The sequence below is a fragment of the Mesorhizobium sp. M8A.F.Ca.ET.218.01.1.1 genome (assembly GCF_004791165.1).
Taxonomy (GTDB): Bacteria; Pseudomonadota; Alphaproteobacteria; order Rhizobiales; family Rhizobiaceae; genus Mesorhizobium.
The window spans coordinates 351,707-376,697 of the sequence record NZ_SRUZ01000007.1 but is presented as its reverse complement, the minus strand read 5'-3'; the positions used below and the strand labels follow the sequence as shown (position 1 = coordinate 376,697).

26 protein-coding genes are annotated in these 24,991 nt (G+C 63.3%); 6 read left to right on the top strand and 20 right to left on the bottom strand.

The window, feature by feature from the left end; genetic code table 11:
* Positions 1-131: 131 nt before the first annotated feature.
* From EN861_RS25615 to EN861_RS25595, 5 genes are all read right to left on the bottom strand, one after another.
* Positions 132-575: a CHRD domain-containing protein gene (locus EN861_RS25615; RefSeq protein WP_127279293.1), complete on the bottom strand. Its 444-nt coding sequence runs from the start codon at positions 573-575 to the stop codon at positions 132-134.
* A gap of 203 nt (positions 576-778) precedes the next feature.
* Complete coding sequence (locus EN861_RS25610) at positions 779-1,750, bottom strand: ABC transporter substrate-binding protein (protein WP_027160663.1); 972 nt, start codon at positions 1,748-1,750, stop codon at positions 779-781.
* A gap of 40 nt (positions 1,751-1,790) precedes the next feature.
* On the bottom strand, positions 1,791-2,945 hold the full coding sequence (locus EN861_RS25605; protein WP_135866320.1) for an ABC transporter permease: 1,155 nt from the start codon (positions 2,943-2,945) through the stop codon (positions 1,791-1,793).
* Complete coding sequence (locus tag EN861_RS25600) at positions 2,942-3,820, bottom strand: ABC transporter permease (protein ID WP_135866317.1); 879 nt, start codon at positions 3,818-3,820, stop codon at positions 2,942-2,944. The genes EN861_RS25605 and EN861_RS25600 overlap by 4 nt, the downstream gene beginning before the upstream one ends.
* 396 nt (positions 3,821-4,216) lie before the next feature.
* Complete coding sequence (locus EN861_RS25595) at positions 4,217-5,008, bottom strand: ABC transporter ATP-binding protein (RefSeq protein WP_135866315.1); 792 nt, start codon at positions 5,006-5,008, stop codon at positions 4,217-4,219.
* A gap of 138 nt (positions 5,009-5,146) precedes the next feature.
* Here EN861_RS25595 and EN861_RS25590 point away from each other — a divergent pair, with 138 nt between their 5' ends.
* On the top strand, positions 5,147-5,551 hold the full coding sequence (locus EN861_RS25590) for a cupin domain-containing protein (protein ID WP_127280216.1): 405 nt from the start codon (positions 5,147-5,149) through the stop codon (positions 5,549-5,551).
* A 23-nt stretch (positions 5,552-5,574) separates the two neighbouring features.
* Here EN861_RS25590 and EN861_RS25585 read toward each other — a convergent pair whose 3' ends face one another.
* The 5 genes from EN861_RS25585 to EN861_RS25565 all read right to left on the bottom strand — a co-directional run bounded on the left by EN861_RS25585 (position 5,575) and on the right by EN861_RS25565 (position 10,453).
* The gene (locus EN861_RS25585) at positions 5,575-5,952 is read right to left on the bottom strand and encodes a hypothetical protein (protein WP_127280215.1); all 378 of its coding nucleotides are present in this window, start codon (positions 5,950-5,952) and stop codon (positions 5,575-5,577) included.
* 2 nt (positions 5,953-5,954) lie between these two features.
* Positions 5,955-7,406, bottom strand: coding sequence for a dihydropyrimidinase (hydA, locus tag EN861_RS25580; protein ID WP_127280214.1), 1,452 nt, complete (start codon positions 7,404-7,406; stop codon positions 5,955-5,957).
* A gap of 64 nt (positions 7,407-7,470) precedes the next feature.
* Positions 7,471-8,721, bottom strand: coding sequence for a Zn-dependent hydrolase (locus EN861_RS25575; protein ID WP_135866313.1), 1,251 nt, complete (start codon positions 8,719-8,721; stop codon positions 7,471-7,473).
* Complete coding sequence (locus EN861_RS25570; RefSeq protein WP_245512112.1) at positions 8,722-8,985, bottom strand: DUF559 domain-containing protein; 264 nt, start codon at positions 8,983-8,985, stop codon at positions 8,722-8,724.
* 139 nt (positions 8,986-9,124) lie between these two features.
* Positions 9,125-10,453: an aspartate aminotransferase family protein gene (locus EN861_RS25565; protein WP_135866311.1), complete on the bottom strand. Its 1,329-nt coding sequence runs from the start codon at positions 10,451-10,453 to the stop codon at positions 9,125-9,127.
* A 225-nt stretch (positions 10,454-10,678) separates the two neighbouring features.
* Between EN861_RS25565 and EN861_RS25560 the strand changes: the two genes are divergently transcribed.
* Positions 10,679-11,314 (top strand): TetR family transcriptional regulator C-terminal domain-containing protein, encoded by a 636-nt coding sequence (locus tag EN861_RS25560; protein WP_127279388.1) that lies wholly within the window; start codon positions 10,679-10,681, stop codon positions 11,312-11,314.
* 16 nt (positions 11,315-11,330) lie between these two features.
* Here EN861_RS25560 and EN861_RS25555 read toward each other — a convergent pair whose 3' ends face one another.
* Positions 11,331-12,218 carry a helix-turn-helix transcriptional regulator gene (locus EN861_RS25555; RefSeq protein WP_127279389.1) on the bottom strand — a complete coding sequence of 296 codons (888 nt, stop codon included), beginning with the start codon at positions 12,216-12,218 and terminating at the stop codon, positions 11,331-11,333.
* Between the two features lie 103 nt (positions 12,219-12,321).
* Here EN861_RS25555 and EN861_RS25550 point away from each other — a divergent pair, with 103 nt between their 5' ends.
* Together EN861_RS25550 and EN861_RS25545 are read left to right on the top strand one after the other, a co-directional pair.
* Positions 12,322-13,161: an SDR family NAD(P)-dependent oxidoreductase gene (locus EN861_RS25550; RefSeq protein WP_135866309.1), complete on the top strand. Its 840-nt coding sequence runs from the start codon at positions 12,322-12,324 to the stop codon at positions 13,159-13,161.
* A complete protein-coding gene (locus tag EN861_RS25545) occupies positions 13,158-13,880 on the top strand; it encodes an SDR family oxidoreductase (protein WP_135866306.1) in 723 nt (240 codons plus the stop codon). The genes EN861_RS25550 and EN861_RS25545 overlap by 4 nt, the downstream gene beginning before the upstream one ends.
* A 61-nt stretch (positions 13,881-13,941) precedes the next feature.
* On the opposite strand, the gene EN861_RS25540 is transcribed toward EN861_RS25545, so the two are convergent.
* From EN861_RS25540 to EN861_RS25510, 7 genes are all read right to left on the bottom strand, one after another.
* Positions 13,942-14,442, bottom strand: coding sequence for a hypothetical protein (locus EN861_RS25540; protein WP_127279392.1), 501 nt, complete (start codon positions 14,440-14,442; stop codon positions 13,942-13,944).
* A gap of 201 nt (positions 14,443-14,643) precedes the next feature.
* Positions 14,644-15,102 carry a carboxymuconolactone decarboxylase family protein gene (locus EN861_RS25535; RefSeq protein ID WP_135866304.1) on the bottom strand — a complete coding sequence of 153 codons (459 nt, stop codon included), beginning with the start codon at positions 15,100-15,102 and terminating at the stop codon, positions 14,644-14,646.
* Between the two features lie 28 nt (positions 15,103-15,130).
* Positions 15,131-15,649, bottom strand: coding sequence for an Rrf2 family transcriptional regulator (locus EN861_RS25530; RefSeq protein WP_135866435.1), 519 nt, complete (start codon positions 15,647-15,649; stop codon positions 15,131-15,133).
* A 363-nt stretch (positions 15,650-16,012) separates the two neighbouring features.
* Positions 16,013-17,326, bottom strand: coding sequence for an NAD-dependent dihydropyrimidine dehydrogenase subunit PreA (gene preA / locus EN861_RS25525; RefSeq protein ID WP_135866302.1), 1,314 nt, complete (start codon positions 17,324-17,326; stop codon positions 16,013-16,015).
* Positions 17,327-17,340: 14 nt separating this feature from the next.
* On the bottom strand, positions 17,341-18,183 hold the full coding sequence (locus EN861_RS25520; RefSeq protein WP_135866300.1) for a methyltransferase domain-containing protein: 843 nt from the start codon (positions 18,181-18,183) through the stop codon (positions 17,341-17,343).
* Positions 18,184-18,188: 5 nt separating this feature from the next.
* On the bottom strand, positions 18,189-19,544 hold the full coding sequence (locus EN861_RS25515) for an NAD(P)-dependent oxidoreductase (protein ID WP_127873167.1): 1,356 nt from the start codon (positions 19,542-19,544) through the stop codon (positions 18,189-18,191).
* Positions 19,545-19,660: 116 nt separating this feature from the next.
* Positions 19,661-20,392 carry a gamma-glutamylcyclotransferase gene (locus tag EN861_RS25510; protein ID WP_127279322.1) on the bottom strand — a complete coding sequence of 244 codons (732 nt, stop codon included), beginning with the start codon at positions 20,390-20,392 and terminating at the stop codon, positions 19,661-19,663.
* 177 nt (positions 20,393-20,569) lie between these two features.
* Here EN861_RS25510 and EN861_RS25505 point away from each other — a divergent pair, with 177 nt between their 5' ends.
* A complete protein-coding gene (locus tag EN861_RS25505) occupies positions 20,570-21,346 on the top strand; it encodes a VOC family protein (RefSeq protein ID WP_127279321.1) in 777 nt (258 codons plus the stop codon).
* 42 nt (positions 21,347-21,388) lie between these two features.
* Here EN861_RS25505 and EN861_RS25500 read toward each other — a convergent pair whose 3' ends face one another.
* Positions 21,389-21,877, bottom strand: a complete 489-nt coding sequence (locus EN861_RS25500) for a hypothetical protein (RefSeq protein WP_135866298.1) — start codon at positions 21,875-21,877, stop codon at positions 21,389-21,391.
* A gap of 200 nt (positions 21,878-22,077) precedes the next feature.
* Here EN861_RS25500 and EN861_RS25495 point away from each other — a divergent pair, with 200 nt between their 5' ends.
* Positions 22,078-22,473: a DoxX family protein gene (locus tag EN861_RS25495; protein WP_135866296.1), complete on the top strand. Its 396-nt coding sequence runs from the start codon at positions 22,078-22,080 to the stop codon at positions 22,471-22,473.
* A 22-nt stretch (positions 22,474-22,495) separates the two neighbouring features.
* On the opposite strand, the gene EN861_RS25490 is transcribed toward EN861_RS25495, so the two are convergent.
* Positions 22,496-24,937, bottom strand: coding sequence for an FAD-dependent oxidoreductase (locus EN861_RS25490; protein ID WP_135866293.1), 2,442 nt, complete (start codon positions 24,935-24,937; stop codon positions 22,496-22,498).
* Between the last annotated feature and the right edge of the window lie 54 nt (positions 24,938-24,991).

Genomic DNA, 24,991 nt, shown 5'->3' with positions numbered 1-24,991 from the left:
GAACCGATCGGCTCCAAAGAAAAGGTGCTGCATTCCAAGCTGCCGATCTCCCCCCATGTAGGGGAGATGTCCGGCAGGACAGAGGGGGGCGCTGTCCCGCCGGCTTTCAAGCGCGAGCGGCGCTCCGGACCCTACATCGCCTTTTCGATTTGGCCACGAATCTCGCCGTCCTTGTGGGCGGCCGTGTGCACGTTGACGTAATACTTGCCGGCCTCCAGGTCAGCGGCCTGCGCATCGGTCAACGTGGCCGACCCCTTGATCGGGCTCTTCAGCTTGCCTTTGAACGGGATCACGGGATCAGCGTTTTCACCCATTGCCGCCGGGCCGTGGATATGCGCGGCCACTGCCGGGCCACTGAGGCCGGAATACTTCACGTTCCAGCTGAGCTTCTTCTTGGTCGTGTCGAAGGTGAGAGTGGCCGTCCCCTTGCCTTTGGTGGTGACGGCCGGGCTCTGCTGGCCGCCATCGAGGGTCGCCTTGTATTTCACCATCTCGGCCATGGCCGGTGATGCGAACAGGAAAGCGGTGGAAATAGCGAGCGCCGATAGCGCCGGAAGGAAGGAGTGAGCGCGCATGAAGAACCTCCGATTGAATATTGAATAAAGCATGCGTCGCGGTTCCCCCGACGCGCGCATGCTTCATTGCAACGGATGGGCGGCGCAATGTATCCCTGCACACGGTTTTGTGATTGGAGCGCATGGAAAAGGGGCGGTCGCCCGCCCCTTTTGGTATCAGCCGTCAAACCGGTCGCAGGCGCTGTTGATCGCGCCAGCCCGGCTTACTTGACCGCCTTGTCGGTAATGGCCGTGGTGTAGGCGCCGGTCGGCTCCTTGGTGATGATCTTCTGGTCGAGCAGCGCCTTGGCGGTGCGCTCATACGTCGCCGGGTCGAGCTTGCCGTCGGCATTGTCGATCAGCTTGGCGACTTCGCTCATCATGCGCTTCTGGTGGTTCTCGTCCTGGCCACCGCCGTCCATGACGATCCCGGCAGCTTCGTCATTGTTGTCGACGGCGTATTTCCATCCCTTCATCGAGGCGCGCACGAAGCGCACCATCTTGTCCTCGAAGGCCGGATCCTTGAGCTTGTCTTCCGAGGCGTAGAGCCCGTCCTCGAGCAGGTCGTTGCCCATCGCCGAGTAGTTGAACACGGTGAGCTGTTCGGGCTTGTAGCCGGCGTCGATCAGCTGCCAGTACTCATTGTAGGTCATGACCGAGATGCAGTCGGCCTGCTTCTGGATCAGCGGCTGCACGTCGAAGCTCTGCTTCAAGACGGTGACGCCGTCCGGGCCGCCCTCGGTCTTGAGCCCGAGCTTGTTCATCCATGCGTAGAAAGGATATTCATTGCCGAAGAACCAGACGCCCAGCGTATGACCCTTGAAGTCGGCTTCGGTCTTGATCGGCCCATCCTTCGGGCAGACCAGTTCCATGCCGGCCTTCTTGAAGGGCTGGGCGATGTTGACCAGCGGCACGCCCTTTTCGCGCGCGGCGAGCGCGCCACCCATCCAGTCGACGATGACGTCGGCGCCGCCGCCCGCGATCACCTGCTCGGGTGCGATGTCGGGGCCGCCCGGCTTGATGTCGACATCGAGGCCTTCGGCCTCATAGAAGCCTTTGGCCTTGGCGACATAGTAGCCGGCAAACTGCGCCTGCGTGACCCATTTCAGCTGCAAGGTCACCTTGTCGGCGGCCATCGCCTGGAACGCGGCCAGCGACATCGCGCCGGCCAGAACTGGAATAATAAGTCTTTTCATTTTTTTACCCTCTGAAGTTAGTGCCCTAAACCCACCGCCCCTATCCACCACGGACAGAGGGATGCCAAAACGTGACGGCCCTTTCGACAAGGGCGACCACGCCATAAAAGACCGAACCCGCAAGTGCTGCAACTGCGATTTCGGCCCAGACCATGTCGATGTTCATCCGCCCGACCTCGGTCGAAATGCGGAATCCCATGCCGACGACTGGCGTGCCGAAGAACTCGGCGACGATGGCGCCGATCAGCGCCAGCGTCGAGTTGATCTTCAGCGCGTTGAAGATGAAGGGTGCTGCCGCCGGCAGCCGGAGCTTGATGAGCGTCGGCCAATAACCGGACGCATAGGTGCGCATCAGGTCGCGCTCCATATGGCCGGACGCGGCGAGCCCGGCGACCGTGTTCACCAGCATCGGGAAGAAGGTCATGATGATGACCACGGCCGCCTTGGACTGCCAGTCGAAGCCGAACCACATCACCATGATCGGCGCCACGCCGATGATCGGCAGCGCCGAGACCATGTTGCCGATCGGCAAGAGCCCGCGCCGCAGGAACGGCACGCGGTCGGCAAGGATCGCGGTGATGAAGCCGGCGCCGCTGCCCACGACATAGCCGAAGAGCACCGCCTTGAAGATGGTCTGCCGGACATCGGCGCCGAGTATCGGCAGCGAACTGGCGATGCGCGCGCCGATCGCGCTCGGCGGCGGCAGCAGGATGAAGGGGATGCCGGCGCCCCGCGTCACCGCCTCCCAGATGATCAGTATCCAGGCGCCGAAGATGGCGGGGATGATCAGACGCAAAGCGGTCCGCGCCCAACCCGCTATCGGGCGGAGCCCCGACAGCACCGCGACGCAACGCCAGCCTAGCAGCCAGACGGCCGTCAGCAGCAGGAAATACGGCGCCAGTGCCGTGCCTTCGAAACCCGCGATCCCCGATATCAGCAGCCAGGCGACGAGATGCGCGCCGATGAACAGCACGACGGCCTCTGCAACGGATGGAATCCTGACCATCGAGATCAGCGCCGCGACCACGGCAAGGCCGAGCATCAAGCCCTTCGTTCCCAGATAGGGATAGTTGATGCTCGCCGTCGGGTCCGCAAGCGCTGCCACTTCCGGCCTCGACATGGCGCCAAGCGCGACCGCGATCAGGCACAGCACGATCGCCAGCACCGCTTGCCAGGAAGGTTTCAGCCAGTTCATGCCGGCCTCCCGCCCATGGCGCGGTCGACGATGCGGCCGGCAATGCCGACCACCATGACCAGAAGTGCCGCCACGATCGAGCCCGCGACCAGCGCCGACCAGATGTCGATCGATTGGCTGTAATAGGCGCCGGCCAGAAGCTTGGCGCCGATGCCGGCGACCGCGCCTGTCGGCAGTTCGCCGACGATGGCGCCGACCAGGCTTGCCGCCACCGCCACCTTCATCGAGGTGAACAGGAACGGCACCGAGGCGGGCACGCGCAATTTCCAGAAGGTTTGCGTGCGGCTGGCATTGTAGGTGTGCATCAGGTCGAGATGCATGATCTCGGGCGAGCGCAGGCCCTTCACCATGCCGACCGTCACCGGGAAGAACGACAGATAGGTCGAGATCATCGCCTTCGGGATCAGCCCGGTGATGCCGATCGCCGCCAGCACGACGATGATCATCGGCGCCACCGCCAGGATCGGAATGGTCTGCGAGGCGATGATCCACGGCATCAGGCTGCGGTCGAGCGTCGCCACATGCACGATGCCGACGGCAATGACGATGCCGAGCGCGGTGCCGAAGGCAAAGCCGAGCAGCGTCGAGGACAGCGTGACCCAGGCGTTGTAGACGAGGCTGCGGTTCGAAGTGATGGGCCGCAGAAAGGTGTTCTCGAAGAAATTCACCGCCACTTGATGCGGAGCCGGCAGCGTCGGCTTCGGCTGCGACAGCGTCTTGCCGATGAACTCGACGGCGCCGGGGGTTTCGTTGGCACGGGTGTCGAGATCGCGCTGGAACGGCGCGTTGAGGATGACGGCGAAAACGTACCAGAGCACGATGACACCGGCCAGGATCGATGTCACGGGGACGAGTTTGTCGCGGAAGGTGTCCATCAGGAGGCCTCGCCAGCGAGGCGCCCTCCTCTCCCCATCGGGGAGAGGGTGGCCGGAGCGAAGCGGAGGTCGACCACCTTCGCGCTCGTCATCCTAGGGCGGAGCGACGCGAAGCGTCGCGCAGACCCTAGGATCCATTCCGTGACGTCGATCAAGGAGTGTAAGCAGTAGAGAAAATTCCCCTTCGAAGGCACAGCGGAGGGTGCATCGTTTTGCGCCGTTGCGGAGCTCAGAAGTAACGGCATGGATCCTAGGGTCTGCGCCGCGTCGCTTCGCTCCTTGCTTCGCCCTAGGATGACGAAATCGCGGCGGGCGGCTTCCATAACGCAGGCCGCTGCGCGCCTGCTCCACCCCAGGGTGACGAAGGCGTGGTTGGTCGCTCGCTTGCCGGGGCGCTCAATCATCATAACTATGCCCCGCCCTCAACCCGTCGCGCACCCGCGCGGCGATCGCCAGGAATTCGGGTGTCTCGCGGATGTCGAGCGGCCGCTCCTTCGGCAGCGTCGATTCGATGATGTCGCTGACCCGGCCCGGACGCGGCGACATGACGACGATGCGGGTCGACAGATAGACGGCCTCCGGAATGGAGTGGGTGACGAAGCAGATGGTCTTGTTGGTCCGGCCCCACAGTTGCAGCAATTGCTCGTTGAGGTGGTCGCGCACGATCTCGTCCAGCGCGCCGAACGGCTCGTCCATCAACAGGAGGTCGGCGTCGAAGGCCAAGGCGCGCGCGATCGAGGCGCGCTGCTGCATGCCGCCGGAAAGCTGCCAGGGATATTTCTTCTCGAAGCCGGTGAGGTTGACGAGGTCGAGCGTGCGCTTGATCCGTTCCGCCTGCTCGGTCTTGGACAGGCCCATGATCTCCAGCGGCAGCGCCACATTGCGCTCGATGGTGCGCCAGGGAAACAGGGCGGCTGCCTGGAAGACATAGCCATAGGCGCGTTTCTCGCGCGCCTGTTCCGGCGTCATGCCGTTGACCGAAATCATCCCCGAAGTCGGCTTCTCCAGATCGGCGATGACGCGCAGCAGCGTGGTCTTGCCGCAGCCGGACGGCCCGATTAAGGAGACGAACTCACCCTTGCCGATGGTCAGGTCGACATTGGACAGCGCCTGGACCGGGCCGTCATTGGTCTGGAAGGTGAGGCCAAGCTTGCTTGCCGAAACGACGGCTGGCGAAGATCCCGTCATCGGTTGCGGCCTGCCTTGTCACCGCACCGGGGCGCCGGCTGAAATCCGGTTGCTTTTATCGCGATGTTGTTTTCCACTTGCCCTGTCCCATTGGCCCACCGACCTTGTTCCACTCAATCGACGCCCGGAGTTTCCCCGATGTCGCCCAAACCCACTTGTCGTCTTATTCGCCCTGACAGCACCTATGAAGGCAAGCAGGGGTTGACCTATCTGGCCGGCATCGCGACCGAAACGGTCGGCTCATCCGGCATCTGCATGCACGTGCTGACCATGCCGCCCGGCGCCCGCGCCAAGGCGCATCTGCACGAGAACCACGAAACGGCGATCTACGTGCTCTCCGGCGAAGTCCATACCTGGTATGGCGACCGGCTCGAACATCACATCGTCGTCAAGGCCGGCGACCTCTTCTACATCCCGGCTGGCGTGCCGCATCTGCCGGCCAATCTCAGCAACGCCCCCTCTTCGGCCGTCATTGCCCGCACCGATCCCAACGAACAGGAAAGCGTCGTTCTGCTGCCGGAACTGGATGCGCTCGTCGCCTGACACCGACGCGAGGGTTGTCGCCATCATTTGCACCGGGAGACTTCACCCATCACATTGCCGTCTTCGTCGACGACAGACAGTTTCTTGGCATTCTTGGCGCTGTGCTTGATGGTGAAGGTGGCCGGCGACTTGCCGTCCTCACCTTCGGCTTCGCACTCGGCCTTGATCGTCAACGAGCCATCGGCCTGCGCCTTCGTCTCGGTGAAGGTGCAGGCGCTGGCCGCCGTGATCAGTTCCTTGTCGGTCAGAAGCAGCATCTGATCGGCGGCGACTTCCTGACCGTTCTTGTTGATGCAGCCATACTTGTCGCCATAAGGCTTGCTGAGATCGATCCCGGCTGCCGACGCATGGCCCGCTGACAAAAGCGCCGCGGCGGCGATGGCAAGATGAATGGCGCGCATGGTCAAACCCCCGTCGCCGGGATGCCCGTCCGCTCGACCTTGCGCGGCGCGGTGATCTCTTTCCACGTCGACAGCGCCCGGTTGACCGCGGCGTTCGGCTCCCTTCCGACGAACTCGCCATGGCCGGGCTTCGCCTTCACGTCCGACTCCTCGATCGACAGTTCGCCGCGCGAGAAGACGAAGCGCGGCAGGCCGGTCACCTCGACGCCTTCGAACACATTATAGTCGATGACAGACTGCTGCTTCTTCGAAGATATGGTCTTCTTGCGCTGGGGATCCCAGACGATGATGTCGGCATCCGCGCCTTCGACGATGGCGCCCTTCTTCGGATACATGTTGAGGATCTTGGCGATGTTGGTCGAGGTCACCGCGACGAACTCGTTCATCGTCAGCCGTCCGGTGTTGACGCCTCTGGTCCACAGCACCGGCAGCCGGTCCTCGAGCCCGCCGGTGCCGTTGGGGATCTTGGTGAAGTTGCCGACGCCGAAACGCTTCTGGTCCGTGGTGAAGGCGCAATGGTCGGTCGCCACCACCTGCAGCGATCCGGCCTGCAGGCCGGCCCACAGCGAATCCTGGTGTAGCTTATTGCGGAAGGGCGGGCTCATCACCCGGCGCGCCGCATGGTCCCAGTCCTTGTCGAAATACTCGCTCTCATCGAGGGTCAGGTGCTGGATCAGCGGCTCGCCGAACACCCGCATGCCTTTCTGGCGCGCCCGCCGGATCGCCTCATGGCTCTGCTCGCAGGAGACATGCACGACATAGAGCGGCACGCCGGCCATGTCGGCGATCATGATGGCGCGGTTGGTCGCCTCGCCCTCCACTTCCGGTGGACGCGAATAGGCGTGGCCCTCAGGCCCATTATTGCCGGCCGCCAGGAGCTTCTGCGACAACGCCGCGACCACATCGCCATTCTCGGCATGGACCAGCGGCAGCGCGCCAAGATCGGCGCAGCGCTGGAACGACGCGTACATCTCGTCGTCGTCGACCATCAGCGCGCCCTTGTAGGCCATGAAGTGCTTGAACGAGGTGATGCCCTTGTCGACCACCGTGGCCATTTCGTCGAACACCTGCTTGCCCCACCAGGTGATTGCCATGTGGAAGGAATAGTCGCAGGCGGCCTTGGAGGTCTTGTTGTCCCACATCTGCAAGGCTTCGAGCAGCGATTGCTGCGGCGCCGGCAGGCAGAAATCGACCACCATCGTGGTGCCGCCAGCGAGCGCCGCGCGCGTGCCGGATTCGAAATCATCGGCCGAATAGGTGCCCATGAACGGCATTTCGAGATGGGTGTGCGGGTCGATGCCGCCCGGCATGACATAGCAGCCGGTGGCGTCGTACTCATGGTCGCCGTGCAGGTCCGAGCCGATGGCGACGATCTTGCCGTGGCTGAACAGCACATCGGCCTTCCACGTGCGGTCGGCGGTGACGACAGTACCGTTCTTGATGACTTTGGTCATTTATCTGTTCCCTGTTCTCTTCGCGCTTCTTGGTGAGCGGCGTTTCGAATGTAGATCTCTTAGTTCACTCCACGATGACGGCCGTCTCCACCACCGCGTGGAACAGCACATCGGCGCCGGCCGATGCCCATTCCTTGGTGATCTCCTCGGCCTCGTTGTGCGACAACCCGTCGACGCAAGGGCACATCACCATGGCGGTCGGCGCCACGCGGTTGATCCAGCACGCATCGTGGCCGGCACCGGAGACGATGTTGCGGTGCGTGTAACCGAGCCGATCGGCGGCATCGCGGATTGCCTTGACGCAGTCCTTGTCGAAGGTGACCGGATCGAAGTGGCCGACCTGCTCGATCTCGTATTTGATATCCAGCGCGTCGCAGATCGTGTCGATGCCTTCGCGGATGCGGCCATCCATGGCATCGAGCACTTCCTTTTCGGGCGAACGAATGTCGATGGTGAAGATGGTGCGACCGGCGATGATGTTGCGCGAGTTCGGATAGACTTCCATGTGCCCGACAGCGCCGACCGCGTCGGGCTGGTAGTCCATGGCGATCTCGTGCACCAGCTCGATCACGCGCGCCATGCCGAGCCCGGCGTTGCGGCGCTTGGGCATCGGGGTCGAGCCGGTATGCGCCTCCTTGCCGGTCAGCGTCACCTGCAGCCATTTCAGGCCTTGGCCGTGGGTGACGACGCCGATGTCGATGTCTTCGTCCTCGAGGATCGGGCCCTGTTCGATATGCAGTTCGAAGAAGGCGTGGATCTTGCGGTCGCCGACCTTTTCGGTGCCCTTCCAGCCGATGCGCTCCAGTTCCTCGCCGAATTTCTTGCCGTTCTTGTCCGTGTGCTCGTAGACGTCGGCCTGGTCGAGCACGCCGGCGAACACACCGGAGGCCATCATCGCCGGCGCGAAGCGCGCGCCTTCCTCGTTGGTCCAGTTGGTGACGACGATCGGATGTTTCGTCTTGATGCCGAGATCGTTGAGCGAGCGCACGATCTCCAGGCCGCCGAGCACACCGAGCACGCCATCATATTTGCCTCCGGTCGGCTGCGTATCGAGATGGCTGCCGACATAGACCGGCGGCAGGCTGGGGTCGGTGCCTTCGCGGCGGGCAAACATGGTGCCCATTTCGTCGACGCCCATTTCGAGCCCGGCCGCATCGCACCAGCGCTTGAACAGATGCCGGCCCTCGCCGTCCTCGTCGGTCACGGTCTGGCGATTGTTGCCGCCGGCAATGCCGGGGCCGATCTTCGCCATCTCCATCAGCGAATCCCACAAACGGTCTGAATTGATTCGCAGATTTTCGCCGGGTGCGGCCATTCAAAACCTCTCCAATTGCGCGGCGTCCCCCTCCCCCTCGAGGGGAGGGTAGCCGCGAAGCGGTCGGGTGGGGTCGCCTGACATAAGCTCGACCTTCCCCTTGACCGCCTGCGCGACATGCCAGGCGCTGTTTATGACATCGGGCTCGTCAACGCGAAAGATATCGAACCCGAGCGAACGCAGATAAGCATCGCGAACGGCGTCGTGCCGTTTGCCCTTTTCGTGTTCGTGCAGATCGCCATCCGCGCGCGCCTTCTGGCGCATTTCGAAACTCACGCGAGTCCGGGGCATCAACGGCGGCCTCGCGGCAAAAGATCAGGTCGGCGCCCGGTCGCACCGACCCCACCCGACCGCTTCGCGGCCACCCTCGCCTCGAGGGGGAGGGATATCCGCGCCCAGATCTTCAATCGATCGACCTCAATACATCCCGCACATGGTCGATCAGTTCGTTGATCTGGCCCTTGGTGATGATCAGCGGCGGCGACAGTGCGATGATGTCGCCGGTGGTGCGGATCAGCGCGCCGCGCTCGAAGGCCTTGACGAAGGCGGAGAAGGCCCGCTTGGTCGGACTGCCGGCGATCGGTGCCAGCTCGATCGCGCCGATCAGGCCGATGTTCCTGATGTCGATGACATGCGGCTCGCCCTTCAACGAATGCAGCGCATCTTCCCAATAGGGCGCCAGTTCCTCGCCGCGGGTGAGCAGTCCTTCTTCCTTGTAGGTGTCGAGCGTGCCGAGTGCGGCAGCGCAGGCGATCGGATTGCCCGAATAGGTATAGCCGTGGAAGAACTCGATCATGTGCTCGGGGCCGGTCATGAAGGCGTCGTGGATTTCCTTCTTCACGAACACCGCGCCCATCGGGATGACGCCGTTGGAGACACCCTTGGCGGTGGTCATGATGTCGGGCGTGACGCCGAAATAATCGGCGGCGAACGGCGCGCCGAGGCGGCCGAAACCGGTGATGACCTCATCGAAGATCAACAGGATGCCGTGCTTGGTGCAGATCTCGCGCAGCTTCTCGAGATAGCCCTTCGGCGGCAGGATGACGCCCGTTGACCCGGCGACCGGCTCGACGATGACGGCGGCAATGGTCGAGGCGTCATGCAGGGCGACGATGCGCTCCAGCTCGTTGGCGAGCTCCGCGCCATGCTCCGGCACGCCCTTGGAGAAGGCGTTCTTCTCCGGAAGGTGGGTGTGGGGCATATGGTCGACGCCGCCCAGCAGCGTGCCGAACATCTTGCGGTTGGTGACGATGCCGCCGACCGAGATGCCGCCGAAATTGACGCCGTGATAGCCGCGCTCGCGGCCGATGAGCCGGGTGCGCGAGCCCTCACCCTTCACGCGGTGATAGGCGATCGCCATCTTCAGAGCAGTCTCGACCGATTCCGAACCGGAATTGGTGAAGAACACATGGTCCATGCCCTTGGGCGCGATGTCGACCAGGCGGTTCGCCAGTTCGAACACGATCGGATGGCCCATCTGGAAGGCCGGTGCGTAGTCGAGTTCGGCGGCCTGGTGCTGGATCGCCTCGGTGATCTTCGGGCGGCAGTGGCCAGCGTTGACGCACCACAGGCCGGCGGTGCCGTCCAGCACCTTGCGGCCGTCGCTGGTGGTATAGTGCATGTCCTTGGCGGACACGAACATGCGCGGCGCCTGCTTGAACTGCCGGTTTGCCGTGAACGGCATCCAGAATGCGCTGAGATCGTTCGGCGTGACTTTCAGCCGGTTGGACATGACCAAGACTTCCCCTTGTAACCTGTTTCGGTGCGTCCAACGCTTGGTCTTTGCCGTGCTTTCATGCTACGCAAATTTTGACCGATTGGACAAACGTTAGCACCGCCCTGTCGGCGGTCAAGGATTACTAGCGGAAATGCGGCTCCTGAAGTGCGTTCCACAGGCTAGGGAAAAACTGGTCCAGAGAATTGGTCCAGATGACCGTCAATGCGAGGGTCCGCAACGGTGACCATCAGCACGCAAGCCCCTCGCCGCACCCGCATCCAGCAGGAAAAGCGCGAACTGATCCTGGAGGCCGCACTCGAAGTGTTCTCCACCAACGGCTTCCGCGGCTCAACCATCGACCAGATCGCCGAAGCCGCCGGCATGTCGAAGCCGAACCTGCTCTACTATTTCCGCCGCAAGGAAGACATTCACGAGACGTTGATGGAACGGCTGCTCGAAACCTGGCTGGCGCCGCTGAGGGAACTCGATGATATCGGCGATCCGATGACCGAGCTCAGGAGCTACATCAGGCGCAAGCTGGAAATGGCGCGCGACTTTCCGCGCGAGAGCCGGCTGTTCGCCAACGAGATCCTGCAGGGGGCACCGCGCATCATGCCGCTGCTGGCGGGCGAACTGAAGACGCTGGTCGACGAGAAAGCAGCGGTCATCAAGGGCTGGATGCGCGCCGGAAAGATCGCGAGGACCGATCCCTGGCACCTGATCTTCTCGATCTGGGCGACCACCCAGCACTATGCCGATTTCGACGTCCAGGTCCGCGCCGTGCTCGGCCCGAACCGCGGCGGCGACGGCCGATTCGAGGATGCCGCCCGCTTCCTTGAGCAATTGTTCCTCGATGGGCTGAAGCCGAAGGGCTGACCAATTCCACAAGGCCTCACGCGCTGCGCCGTTCGGCCGGCATCGCGTCGAGCAATTGTTGCAGCTTGGCGACCGAGTTCTGCTCGGCAAGCGGTGTATAGACGATCAGCCGCATGTCCGAGCCGTCGTCGATCGACAGGCTCATATGCTCGAAAGCCATCAAGCCGGCCTTGGGATGCCGAACGTGCTTCACGCCGGTCAGCCTGCGCGCCACGTCGCGCCGCGGCCACCAGTCACGGAACTCGGGACTTGAACTCATCATCAGGGCGATCAGCCTGTCGAAATCGGGATCGCCGACATATTTGGCGCTTTCGGCACGAAACGAGGCGAGCACCACACGGGCGAGTTCTTCCCAGTCGACCAGCAGGCGGCGATGGTGCGGATTGGTGAACACCATGTGGACGATGTTTCTGCTGTCGCCCTCCAGCAGGCCATAGTCGCCGAACACAGCCGCCGCGGCCGGGTTCCAGGCAAGCACATCCCAGCGCCGGCCGACCACTTGGGCCGGCTGCAGGACGAGGCTTTGCAGCATATGCAACAGCGTAGCGTCCACCTTCTCGGGCGCCGCCACACGACGTTCCGGCTGCTGGCGGCCGGCGAGAATGAACAGATGCCGCTTCTCGACGGCGTCGAGGCGCAACGCCTCGCAGAGCGCCGAGAGCACTTCGACCGAGGGCCGCACGTCCCTGCCCTGTTCGAGCCAGGTGTACCAGGTAGTGCCGACACCGGCGATCATCGCAACTTCCTCGCGCCGCAGACCCGGCGTGCGCCGTCGCGGACCTGTTGCGATGCCGGTGGCCAACGGCGTCAGCCTTTCCCGGCGCGAACGCAGGAAGGCGCCGAGTTCGCGCCGGCGGCTCTCGTCGGCTGATTGGGTGGGGGCAGCAGAGATGGAAGCGTTCATACCGGCTATTATAGCAGTATTGATACCAGGATAAAGTTTGAACTGTTTGCCGTGGGCGAAGCGTCCCATCTTGCGTTCGGAGCAGCAACAGGAGGCTCTGAACATGGAATTGAAAGACAAGACCATTCTCATCACCGGATCGACCGACGGCGTCGGCCGGGTCGTGGCGCAATGGCTGGGCGCCTCCGGCGCACGGGTACTGGTGCATGGCCGCGATGCCACACGCGGCAAAGCCGTTATCGCCGAGATCGAAGCCGCCGGCGGCAAGGCCGAGTTTCTCGCGGCCGATCTCGCGTCGCTGGCGGAGGTAAGGCGCCTCGCCGAGGCCGTGCGCGCCAGGACGAGCCGCCTCGACGTCCTCATCAACAATGCCGGCGTCGGCACGGCTGGCGACAAGCGACAGACGAGCGCCGACGGCCACGAACTTCGCTTTGCCGTCAACTATCTCGCCGGCTTCCTGCTGACCTCGGAGCTGCTGCCGCTGCTCAGGGCAAGTGCCCCGGCGCGCATCGTCAATGTGGCGTCCGCCGGCCAGCAGGCGATCGACTTCAACGACGTCATGCTGACCCACGGCTATAGCGGCGTGCGCGCCTACTGCCAGAGCAAGCTGGCGCAGATCCTGTTCACCATGGATCTGGCCGAGCAGTTGAAAGGCAGCGGCGTCACCGTCAACGCGCTGCATCCGGCGAGCTACATGAACACCACCATGGTCCGTCAGGCGGGGGTGAAGCCATGGAGTTCGGTCGAAACCGGCGCCGACGCCATCTTGAACCTCGCCACCGCGCAAAAGCTCGAAGGCCGCAGCGGCCTCTATTTCGACGGACTGCGCGAATCCCGCGCCGACGCCCAGGCTTACGATGCCAGGGCAAGACAGCAATTGCGAAGCCTGAGCCTCGACCTCGTCGGGCTGGCTTCGCCAAAATCGAAGGAAGAACCGTCATGACCGTCACAACCGAACACACAGTCATCATCGGCGGCTCGTCCGGCATCGGCCTGGCGACAGCGCGCAAACTGCTCGGCCCGGGCATGAAGGTCACCATCACCGGGCGCAACCAGGACAAGCTCGTCAGCGCCTGGAAAAGCCTTGGTGGCGCAGCCGACAAGGCCGCCTTCGACGCGTCGAAGCCCGATGAGGTGCGCCAGTTCTTCGATCGGCTCGGTCCGTTCGACCACCTCGTTCTGGCGGCGAGCGGCGGCAAGGGCCTCGGACCGTTCGAGACGCTCGATCTCGCCGACATCGCCCGCGGCGTCGACGAAAAGGTGCGGCCGCAACTGTCCTGCCTGCAGGCCGCCTTGCCGACGCTGAACAAATCGGGATCGGTCACCTTCATTTCGGCGGTGTCGGCTCAGGTCGCGATGCCCGGCGTCGCCGGCATCGGCGCCATCAATGGCATGCTGCTGACCGTGGCGCCGATCCTGGCGGTGGAGTTGAAGCCGCTGCGCGTCAACGTCGTGGCGCCCGGCGTCATCGACACGCCGTGGTGGGACTTTCTGCCGGAGGAGCAGCGGCAAGCAGTCTTTGCCGAATATGCGGGGAAAACGCCGGTCGGCCGCATCGGTCGCGCCGAGGACGTCGCATCGGCGATCGCCTTCCTCGTTTCCAACAGCTTCATGACCGGCCAGGTGCTGACCTGCGACGGCGGCCTACGGTTCGCGGCATAGGAAGTGCATGCGGCTGGGAGAAACGTGACAAAGGTATTGCGACTTGGATGAGCCGGGGGTGCTACCGCCCGGCGACTATCCCAGCACCGATTGCCGCGATGACGAACAGCAGCACTATCCAAAAGCCAAACAGATTTGCCCTTTGATAGATAGGTTTCCCGGAATCGGCCTTTGCTCGAAGAAAAAGGAGGACGTCAGGGAACCCCATTACCAGGAGAAGTATGAAAAAGCCGATCTCGCCTATGAATTCAGAACGAAAGCGCTTTTCCACAAAAGGGTACAGCGCGATTGAGCCATAAACCAAATAGACAAATAGGGTGAAGCGAGTTGCTGATTTCCCCAGGAATAAAGGGGACGCCAGAAAGCTTTTCTCGTCCGATTTTCGCAATAGGACAACAATTGCCAGCAAGCTCGATATAAAATAGGCATCTAATAAAACGAAGGAATCCCTAGCCGTAATTGACTGAAAATGTTCCAGAAGGACGACAATGACAACTGCCAGCCCTCCTCCCATAAGCAGCCATCTCAGGGTGTCTCGGCTTCTCCCTCTGAGAATATACATCTAACGCTCAACGAAGTTACGATTAGAGATTAGATATCGGCACTGTCCTAACAATAAGTATCGGCGCTGCCATGACGGCGCGCGCCGAGCAGCAGGCAGCCGAGAGAACCACAAGGTGGGGCAAATCGGCGGGCATTAAACTCCCCTTGAAACAGTTGGAGCGCCGCGCCCCTCGACGGCGCTCCAAACACAGTCGGATAATCAGGCCGCCTTGGCGGCGGGCATCGGATGGATGGCGTGGAACGGGACGCAGAGCCGGTTCCAGGTGTTGATCATGCCGACCGCGACGGATAGCTTGACCAGCTCCTCTTCCGAAAAATGCTCCAACGTGCGCGCATAGAGCTCGTCCGACACGCCGTTGTCGGCGACCAGCGTCACCGCCTCGGTCCAGGCCAGCGCGGCGCGTTCACGCTCGGAAAACAGCGGCGATTCCTTCCAGGCGGAAACCAGATAGAGCCTTTGCTCGGTTTCGCCGTCGCGCCTGGCTTCGCGGCTGTGCATCTCGACGCAGAAGGAACAGCCATTGATCTGCGAAGCCCTGAGCTTGATCAGGTGCAGCAGGCTCACCTCCAGCCCGCATTCGTCGACCGCCTTGTTGAGCGCCGAGACCGCCTTCATGATTTCGGGCGCCTTGGCGAAGAACTGCATTCTCTGTTTCATCGTCTTTCCTTTCGCATCGTCGGGAGGGTTAGGTTTGGTTGGTTGAACTGGATTTCTGCGGCCGCTGATGGCGCTCGACAAAGGCGCAGCTCGCGGCAAACGATCTGGGGTCGCCTTCCGCCGCGTAATCCGCCACGATGTCGGACAGTTTCACCTCGGCCAGCGCTGCCCGGTAGGCGCGCTCCGCCTTCAGCATCGCGGCATTGATGCCGCAAGGTTTGACATAGGCCGAGGCATCGATCTTGACCGGACCGTTGCGGCGGATCTCGCCGCAGCGAAACGCGGGTTCGCGGCCCTCGACGGCCAGCACGATGTCGAGCAGTGTGATGCGTTCCGCAGCCCGCGCCAGCCGATAGCCGCCCGCCGGACCCGGCACCGATTCCAGAATGCGCGCCGCGCTCAACATATTGAGATGCTTCAGGAGATAGCTCGGCGACAGGCCGAACGCTTCCGCCAGTGCCGCGCCCGGCATGGTGCTGTTGCCGTCCACACTGGCCAGCGTCGCCGCACAGTGGATGGCCGCCTCAACGCCCTCGCCCAGCTTCATCGTGATGATCTCCAATTCATGGATATCTTTTATCGTGGATAATTTTTATCGGCAATAGGAAAATGGAGATTGCCTGCTAATTCTGGTGGTTCCGGCACGCCGCTTAGCAAGACTTGGGTTCCTCGCACCCCGCGGAGCGGGGGAGAGGTGGCCCGGCGAAGCCGGGACGGAGAGGGGACGACCTTTGTGAAGATGCAACCGGTGAGGAGGAGGCGCGCGTAAAGAGGATCAGGAGCCTTGGGCAGTTCCCAGTCGTCCCGAAGTCCCCTCTCCGTCCCGGCTTCGCCGGGCCACCTCTCCCCACTTTCGTGGGGCGAGGAACCTAAGTTCTGCCAAGCAGCCCTTCTTATGCTGGAGCAAACCCTACTCCGCCGCCACCTTGGCCATCGGGTTGTTCGGGTGCGTCGTCCAGTTGGCGTAGACCGGCGACACGGGCTTGCCGGTGCGTTGGTCCATCACGCCCGCCGCCAGCGGCTCCATGGTGATGCAATTGTCAACCGGGCAGACATTGACGCACAGATTGCAGCCGACGCATTCGGCCTCGATCACCTCGAAATGCCTGATTCCGTTGACGACGTTGGTGATCGCCTGGTGCGAGGTATCCTCGCAGGCGATGTGGCAGCGGCCGCATTTGATGCAGGCGTCCTGGTCGATATGCGCCTTGGCGACATAGTTGAGGTTGAGATACTGCCAGTCGGTGACATTGGGCGTGGCGCGCCCGATGACGTCGTCGAGCGAGCGATGGCCCTTATCGTCCATCCAGTTTTCGAGACCGGCGATCATCTCTTGCACGATCTTGAAGCCATAGGTCATCGCCGCCGTGCAGACCTGCACATTGCCGGCGCCAAGCGCCATGAATTCGGCGGCGTCCCGCCATGTGGTGATACCGCCGATGCCGGAGATCGGCAGGCCGCGCGTTTCGGGGTCGCGGGCGATCTCCGCCACCATGTTCATGGCGATCGGCTTCACCGCCGGGCCGCAATAACCGCCATGCGAGCCCTTGCCGTCGATGGTCGGCATCGGCGCGAAACTGTCGAGGTCGACGCCGGTGATCGAATTGATGGTGTTGATCAGCGACACCGCGTCGGTGCCGCCGGCATGGGCAGCGCGCGCGGGCTTGCGGATGTCAGTGATGTTGGGCGTCAGCTTGGTGATGACCGGCATGCGCGTGTATTGCTTGCACCAGCGCACCACCATTTCGATATATTCCGGCACCTGGCCGACGGCCGCGCCCATGCCGCGCTCGGACATGCCGTGCGGGCAGCCGAAATTGAGCTCGATGCCGTCCGCCCCCGTCTCCTCGACCAGCGGCAGGATGGCCTTCCAGCTCTCTTCCTCGCAAGGCACCATGATCGAGGCGATCAGCGCACGGTCGGGCCAATCCATCTTGACCTGCTTCATCTCGCGCAGATTGGTCTGCAAGTCGCGGTCGGTGATCAGCTCGATGTTGTTGAGGCCGAGCAGACGCCGGTCGGCGCCCCAGATCGCGCCGTAGCGCGGACCGTTGACGTTGACCACCGGCGGCCCCTCTTCGCCCAGGGTCTTCCAGACCACACCGCCCCAACCCGCCTTGAAGGCGCGGATGACATTGTAGGCCTTGTCGGTCGGCGGCGCCGACGCCAGCCAGAACGGGTTGGGCGATTTGATACCGACGAAATTGTTTCTGATATCAGCCATGACAGGGGTCCCTTTCAACCGAGACGAAGAAGCAGTTCGACGGGCGCGAGAATGCCGCCCTCGAGGGCAGCGATGAGGTTGGCCATCTTGGTGCGGGCGTCCTCGCCCATGACGAGGCCGAGGCCGGGCGATGGCTTCCTGCCTTCGGCTTGCGCGGCGGCCAGCCGGGCACGCATCGCGGCGAAAAACTCGACGGCGAAGGCGCCGCGCGGCCGCTCCGCGGTCACCGAGAAGCCCGCCGCCGCCGCGGCCGAGCGGTAATCGTCGGGCGTGGCGACGAAGGATATGGTCTCGTTGGATGCCCACGGAAGCGGGTAGGTCAGAGCTCCATCCTTGAGCCGCATCACGTCGTAGACGGCAAAGACGCCGCCGGGCTTCAGCACACGGGCGGCCTCGCTCATCAGCTTCGCCTTGTCGGGAAGGTTCATGCCGACATGCAGGATCATTGCCGCATCGAAGCCGGCCTTGGCGAACGGCATGTCCAGCGCGCTGCCTTGCACGAAGTGGGTCTTGCCGGCCATTCCCGTCCGCCTCGACAGGCTGGTCGCGATATCGACATAGCTTTGCGTCAGGTCGATGCCGGTGACGTCGACGCCGGCATTGTTGGCGACAAAGCGGGCCGGTCCCCCTATCCCCGATCCGATGTCCAGCAGCCTGGCTCCTGGCTTCAACCCAAGCTGGCTGATAAGGTCCCTGGTGGCGGCCACGCCGCCAATGTGGAATTCGTCGACCGCTTCGAGATCGCCGGCGCGCAAATGGGCAACATCGACGCCCGTATCGGCGAGCGCCGCAATGATCCGCTCCTCCAGGCCTGAAATCTCGTAGTGACGGGCAATGCCCGGTTCCACCGTGGCCATGATCCTTATCCCTGGGTCAGACTCCTGTGGATGCTCTCAGCCGCGTCGCGCCCTTGCGCCACGGCGGACACGGTCAGGTCGTCGCCACCGAAAATGCAGTCCCCGCCGGCCCAGACCTTGGCGAGCGACGTGCGCCCTTCCCCGTCGACCTTGATGCGGCCGGCTTCGAGATCGATCGATGCCCCGCTGCCATTGAGGGCAGCCGGGACAAAACTCTGGCCAATGGCCTTGAACACCTGGTCGGCAACCAGCGTCAGCGTCTCGCCGGTGCCGGCAAGCCTGTCGCCGTTGAGCGCGGTGTATTCGAGTTCAATGCCCGACACCTTACCACCTTCGGCAATCACCCGCTTCGGCTGCAGCCAATGACGGATGGTGACGCCGTTGGCGGCCGCCAGATCCTGCTCGAATTCGGAGGCGTTCATATGGTCCTGGCCGCGCCGGTAGCAGATCGTCACCTCCTCGGCGCCAAGCAGTTTCGACTGCACGGCGGCATCGATCGCCGTCATGCCGCCGCCAATGACGACGACGCGGCGGCCGACCGGCAGCCCGGAGAGGTCGCTGGCCTGGCGCAGTTCGGCAATGAATTCGACCGCGTTGGTGACGCCGGCCGCATCCTCGCCATCGGCGCGCAACGCGTTGACGCCGCCCAGCCCCATGCCGAGGAACACCGCGTCGTAATTGCGGATCAGGTCGGAGAGCTGGTAGTCGCGGCCGAGCGCCTTGCCGTTCTGGATGTCGATGCCGCCGATCGCGGTGACATAGTCGACCTCGGCCTGGGCAAAGTTGTCGACGCTCTTGTAGGCGGCGATGCCGTATTCATTGAGGCCGCCGGCCTTCGGACGCGCCTCCAGGATGGTCACGTCATGGCCATGGCGAGCGAGCCGGTGCGCGGCGGCAAGGCCGGCCGGGCCGGCGCCGACCACGGCGACCGTCTTGCCCGTCGCTGTCGCGCGCGGATAAAACTGCTTATTCTCGGCCATCGCGACATCGGTGGCGTAGCGCTGCAAACGGCCGATCTGCACCGGCTTGCCTTCCGCCACCTCGCGCACGCACACCTCCTCGCACAGCGTCTCGGTCGGGCAGACGCGGGCGCACATGCCGCCCAGGATGTTCTGGTCGAAGATGGTCTTGGCCGAACCGATCGGGTTGCCGGTCGAGATCTGGCGGATGAACAGCGGAATGTCGATCGAGGTCGGGCATGCATTCATGCACGGTGCGTCGTAGCAGAAATAACAGCGGTCGGATTCGACCAGCGCCTCGTGATGATCGAGCGGCGGATGCAGGTCGGAAAAATTGTCCGCGTATTGGTCAGCCGCAAGGCGGCCGCCGACAATACCCTCTTTGAACTGACCCTCTGGCATTTTCAGTTCCCCATGTTTTCGTTTTGGGGAAGGCTAGCACGTTTTATTTTTTTATCAATTGGTCAATTTTTGAGGCAAGTTGCTGAAAAGACTGGATAAAAACATGATAATTGCGGTCAAGTTATTGGTGGCGGTGACGCGAGGATATGGCCGCCGTCCATGCCAATGCCATGGATCGACCTGATCTCATCGGCGACCAATTTCTGCAACGTCCAGAGATTGCGGTCGCGGATGCCGAATTCCTCGAGATGGCTGACCGTGTTGTAAAGATATTCCGCGCCTGAGCCGACATGGCCGCAGGCGCGCGCCAGCACCCGTGCCACGGCTTCCAGCGGCTGCCCGAGCGAAGTGCCTCTGCCCGTCACCCCGACCCAGAAACCCAGCGCCCGCAACGGCCCTTGCGCGGTACGCACCGGAACCCACCGGACCGAAGCGACGCTCTCATGATCGTCGATCTCGCGCCGCAACAGTCTTTCGATCTGAGCAGTCTTCTCCCCTTCCGGTAACCGATAGATCACACCATCGCATCGGCCGCCGCGTTCGAGCGCCATCATCAGTCCAGGCTGCGCGGCGCTGCCGCGCCAGCGGACCATGTCGATGCAGAAGGAGCGGTGCCAGCCATGGGCGGTGGCGCGCTGGCGTTCGACGGACTCGAAAGCCGGCTTCCAGATCAGCGAGCCATAGGCGAACACCCATAGCGGCCCCGCATCGGCTTCATTGGACAGCCGCGCCGAAAGGTCCCGAAAATCCTCGTCGCTCAGTTGCGTCCAGCTGCCGCTAGGCCCGGGATCGGCCTCCTCGCGATGGCACAGTGCAACAAGCTCGGCTGTAAGTGACATCTGCCGCATGGATCGAGCCCCCCTTTTCGAAGCCAAGCAAAGGCGAAAATCGCAAGGCACGCAAGATTGCCAGAAGGCTGCGCCTTGCCGTTCCCGATTTCTAGCCCAGATGTCGGATTTCTGTCGTCGAGATCGTCCTAGGATGGATCGAACGACGATCGGCGCACAACGGTGAGGAGACCGACCATGCCAAAATCCCCGATGCCCTTCTTCTGGTACGAACTAATGACGTCGGACCTCGACGCCGCGGAGGCTTTCTACACAACCGTGGTCGGCTGGACGGCGCAGCCCTTCGACAAGGCGCCCGGCATGCCGCGCTATATCGTCATGAATGTCGGCGAGCGTGGCGTCGGCGGCCTGATGACGATGCCCGAGGATGCGGCCAAGATGGGCATGCCGCCCGCATGGCTGGGCTATATCCACGCCAGGGATGTCGACGCGGCAACAGCGTCACTGGAAAAGGCAGGCGGTGCCGTTCACCGCCGGCCCGACGATATTCCAGGCGTTGGCCGCTTCGCCGTCGTCGCCGATCCGCAAGGCGCCACCTTCATGTTCCTGCAGCCGAACGGTCCGGACCAGCCCGTCGTGCCGGCCAGCACGCCCGGCCATATCGGCTGGCACGAACTCTACACGAGCGATTGGAAGGCCGCGTTCGATTTCTATTCCGGCCAGTTCGGCTGGGCCAATGCCGGCGAATTCGACATGGGGCCGATGGGCATCTACCAGACCTTTACCGCCGGCCCTGAATCCGGTGGCGGCATCATGAACAAGCCCGAGCAGATTCCGGTCCCGGTCTGGCAGTTCTATTTCAATGTCACCGGCATCGACGCGGCGGCAAAACGCGTGACCGACAATGGCGGCAAGATCCTGATGGGACCCATGGAGGTTCCCGGAGGCAGCTGGGTCGTGCAATGCCAGGATCCGCAAGGCGCGCATTTCGCTTTGATGGCGCCGGTGCGGTAAGCGTCCGCGCCACCCGCTGAAATCACGCTTGCTGGCGTCGGCTCATTCCGGCGCCAATACCGCGACCTTCAGGTCAGCCTTCTTGGCACCGCTAAACTGGACAGTGGCTGTGCCGGCGGCCAGCTTGAAGCGCACGCTCTTGCGGACACTGGGGCATGTCTTGACGCCGCTATAGCCGGACGATTTCACGGCCTTGCCGTCCTGGATGACATCGATCCAGGCCTCGCCCGACAGGCTGATCTGGATGGAGCCGTCCGGCGGCACCGCCACGCTGGCAACGGCGCCGAACGTGCCCTCCGCAGGGGCGCGTTCGGGCGGCACCGCGAAGCCGGCCTTTTCGGCCGGCAGCAGCGCCAGGTCCGCGGCGGCCCCCACCGCCAGCGTCGCTCCGGACGGTCTCGAGGGTGCCTCTGCAAACAGCGCCTGTTCGCGCGTCACCGGCCATTTAAAAGCCTCGCAGCCCGCGTCCTCGGCCATGGCGAGGCTGGTGCCCATAAGGATTGCGAACAGGCTGATGACGACTTTTTTCATGGCAAGGGACCCACATGTCTGGAGTACTCACAATCAATACAACCATAGCGATATAATTGCAACCCTGGCGAGCACAACAGCAAAAGCCGGACCGGGGAACATTTCCAATCACCAATTGTTGATGGCAGGCCGGGGGAAGTGAATGGTCCGTTGCCCGGTGATAATCTATGGCCGGCCGGGAAGCTGAAATGGAGTTTTAGATGAAGCTTTTCGATGGCCTCTCCAAATACCAGCCGCAGGCGCTTGCCGCGCTGCGCATCATGACCGCGCTGCAGTTCGTCGAGCACGGCACGCAGAAACTGTTCAATTTCCCAGCCAGCGACCACGCCGCCGCCGCCTTGAGCGGACTGCCGCTAGCGGCCGGTATCCTCGAATTCGCCGGCGGCGTTCTGCTGGCGCTGGGCCTTTTCACCCGCCCGGTCGCGTTCCTTCTGGCCGGCGAAATGGCGATCGCCTATTTCATGGCCCACTATCCGCGCGACTTCTTCCCCATCAACAACAGCGGCGATTCGGCGATCTCGTTCTGCTTCATCTTCCTCTATCTGGTCTTCGCCGGCGCCGGCGCCTTCGCGCTGGACAACCGCCGCAACGCGTGATCCCCCATGTGGGGGTGAGCCCTCACCCCCGCATCCGTTCGAAATTCGCGTCGAACAGCGGCGCCGCCTGCATGCGCGCCGCATGCCGCTTGCCGAGTAGCTCTATTTCGAAGCCGTGGCTCTCGTCGGCGATCTCCTTCGGCACATAGCCGACGGCAACCGACTTCTTCGAATGATGGGCATAGCCGCCCGACGTCACCCAGCCGCGCACCGCGCCGCCGAACCAGATCGGCTCATCGCCGATGACGTCGGCATCGTCGGAGTCGACGATGAAGGCGCGCAGCCTGAGCTTGCCGCCCTGCTTGCGCTCGGCCAGCGCCGCCGCCTTGCCGATGAAATCCGCGTCCTTGCCGTAAGCGACGAAACGGTCGAGCCCGGCCTCCAGCGGCCCGTAGATCGGCCGGTATTCGCGCCCCCATGAGCCGTAGTTCTTCTCCAGACGCAGCGCGTTGAGCGCGCGCGAGCCGAACAGGCCGATGCCGAACTCTTCTCCCGCCGCCATCAGCGCCTGATAGGCGGCGCGCTGATATTCCGGCGCCACCCAGATCTCGTAGCCGAGATCGCCGGTGTAACTGACGCGGCCGACCAGGCACGGCGCCATGCCGACATCCATCTTGGCTATGGCCATGAACGGAAACGCCGCATTCGATATGTCGGAGCGGGTGGCTTTCGCCAGCACGTCCCTCGCCCTGGGACCGGCGATCGACAGGCCGGTGAGCTTCTGCCCCAGCGCCTCGATGTGGACGGACCCGTCATCGGGCAGATGCTGTTCGAACCAGCGCATGTGATATTGCTCGGCAATGCCGGAACCGGCCAGGAACCAGCCCGCTTCTTCCCGATCTTGGGCGCCCAGATTGGCCAGCGTGAAATCGCCGATCAGCCTGCCGTCTTCCTTGAGCATCGGCGCGAGGGTCATGCGACCGGGCTTCGGCAGCTTGCAGGCGAGCATCCGGTCGAGCCATGCCGCGGCCCCTTCGCCCGTCACCTTGTATTTGGCGAAGCTCGATATCTCCGACAGGCCGACGCCCGAGCGCACCGCCGCCACTTCAGCGGCGACATGGGTGAAGTCGCTCGAGCGCCGCCATGAGAACTCGTCCTTGACGCCTTCCGGCGCGTACCAGAGCGGCACCTCCAGCCCATAGGCGACGCCCCACTGCGCGCCCTTGGCCGACAACAGGTCGTAGACCGGCGTCGTCTTCAGCGGCCGCCCGGCGGGCAGTTCCTCATTGGGGAAGCGGATCGAAAAGCGCCTGGAATAGTTTTCGCGCACCTTGGCGTTGGTGTAGACCATGGTCGCCCAGTCGCCGTAGCGGGCCACGTCCATAGCCCATATGTCGGCGCCGGGATCGCCCTCGATCATCCAGTTGGACAGCGCCAGGCCGACGCCGCCGCCCTGGCTGAAGCCGGCCATCACGCCGCAGGCGACCCAGAAGCCCGGCAGGCCGCGCACCGGCCCGACCAGCGGATTGCCGTCGGGCGCGAAGGTGAAAGGCCCGTTGATGATCTGCTTGATGCCGGTGTTCTGGAAAGCCGGGAAATGTCGGAAGCCAACCTCGAGCGACGGCGCGATGCGGTCGATGTCCGGCGCCAGCAATTCATGGCCGAAATTCCACGGCGTGGAAAATTCGGACCAAGGCTTGTTGGCCTTCTCGTAGGTGCCCATCAGCATGCCGCCGCGCTCCTGGCGCAGATAGAGCTCGCCGTCGAAATCGACCGCATGGATGATCTCGGTGCCGGTTTTCTCGTTCCAGGCGGCGACCTCCGGCATGTCCTCGGTGATCAGGTACATGTGCTCCATCGCCAGCACCGGCAGTTCGAGCCCGACCATGCGGCCGACCTCGCGCGCCCACAGGCCGCCGGCATTGACGACATGCTCGGCCACCACCTCGCCCTTGTTGGTAATGACGCGCCACATCCCGTCTGCACGGCGCACAATGTCTTCCACCTTGGTGAACCGTTCGATCTCGGCGCCCAGCTTCCGTGCCGCCTTGGCATAGGCGTGCGTGACGCCCGAGGGATCGAGATGGCCGTCCTCCTTGTTGCGGACGGCGCCGACGAACTGGCTGGGGTCGAGCAGCGGCATCAGTTCGGCCGCCTCTTTCGGCGAGATTTCCTCCAGCTCGATGCCGAGATAACGGCCCTTGGCGACGACCCCGCGCAGCCAGTCGAGCCGCGCCTCGGTGGCAGCCAGAAGCACGCCGCCGGTCAGGTGGACGCCGGTCGCCTGGCCGGACAGCTCCTCGATCTCCTTGTAGAGGTTGATGGTGTATTTCTGCAGCTTGGCGACATTGGGATCGCCATTGATCGTGTGCATGCCGCCGGCCGCGTGCCAGGTCGAGCCGGACGTCAGCTCGTCGCGCTCCAGCAGCACGATGTCCGTCCAGCCATGACGGGCGAGATGGAACAGCACGGAACATCCGACGACGCCGCCGCCAATGACCACGACCTTTGCATGCGATTTCATGGATTTTTCTCTGATATCAATGAGTTGGATGGGTGAGATGAATCGAGACGGGAA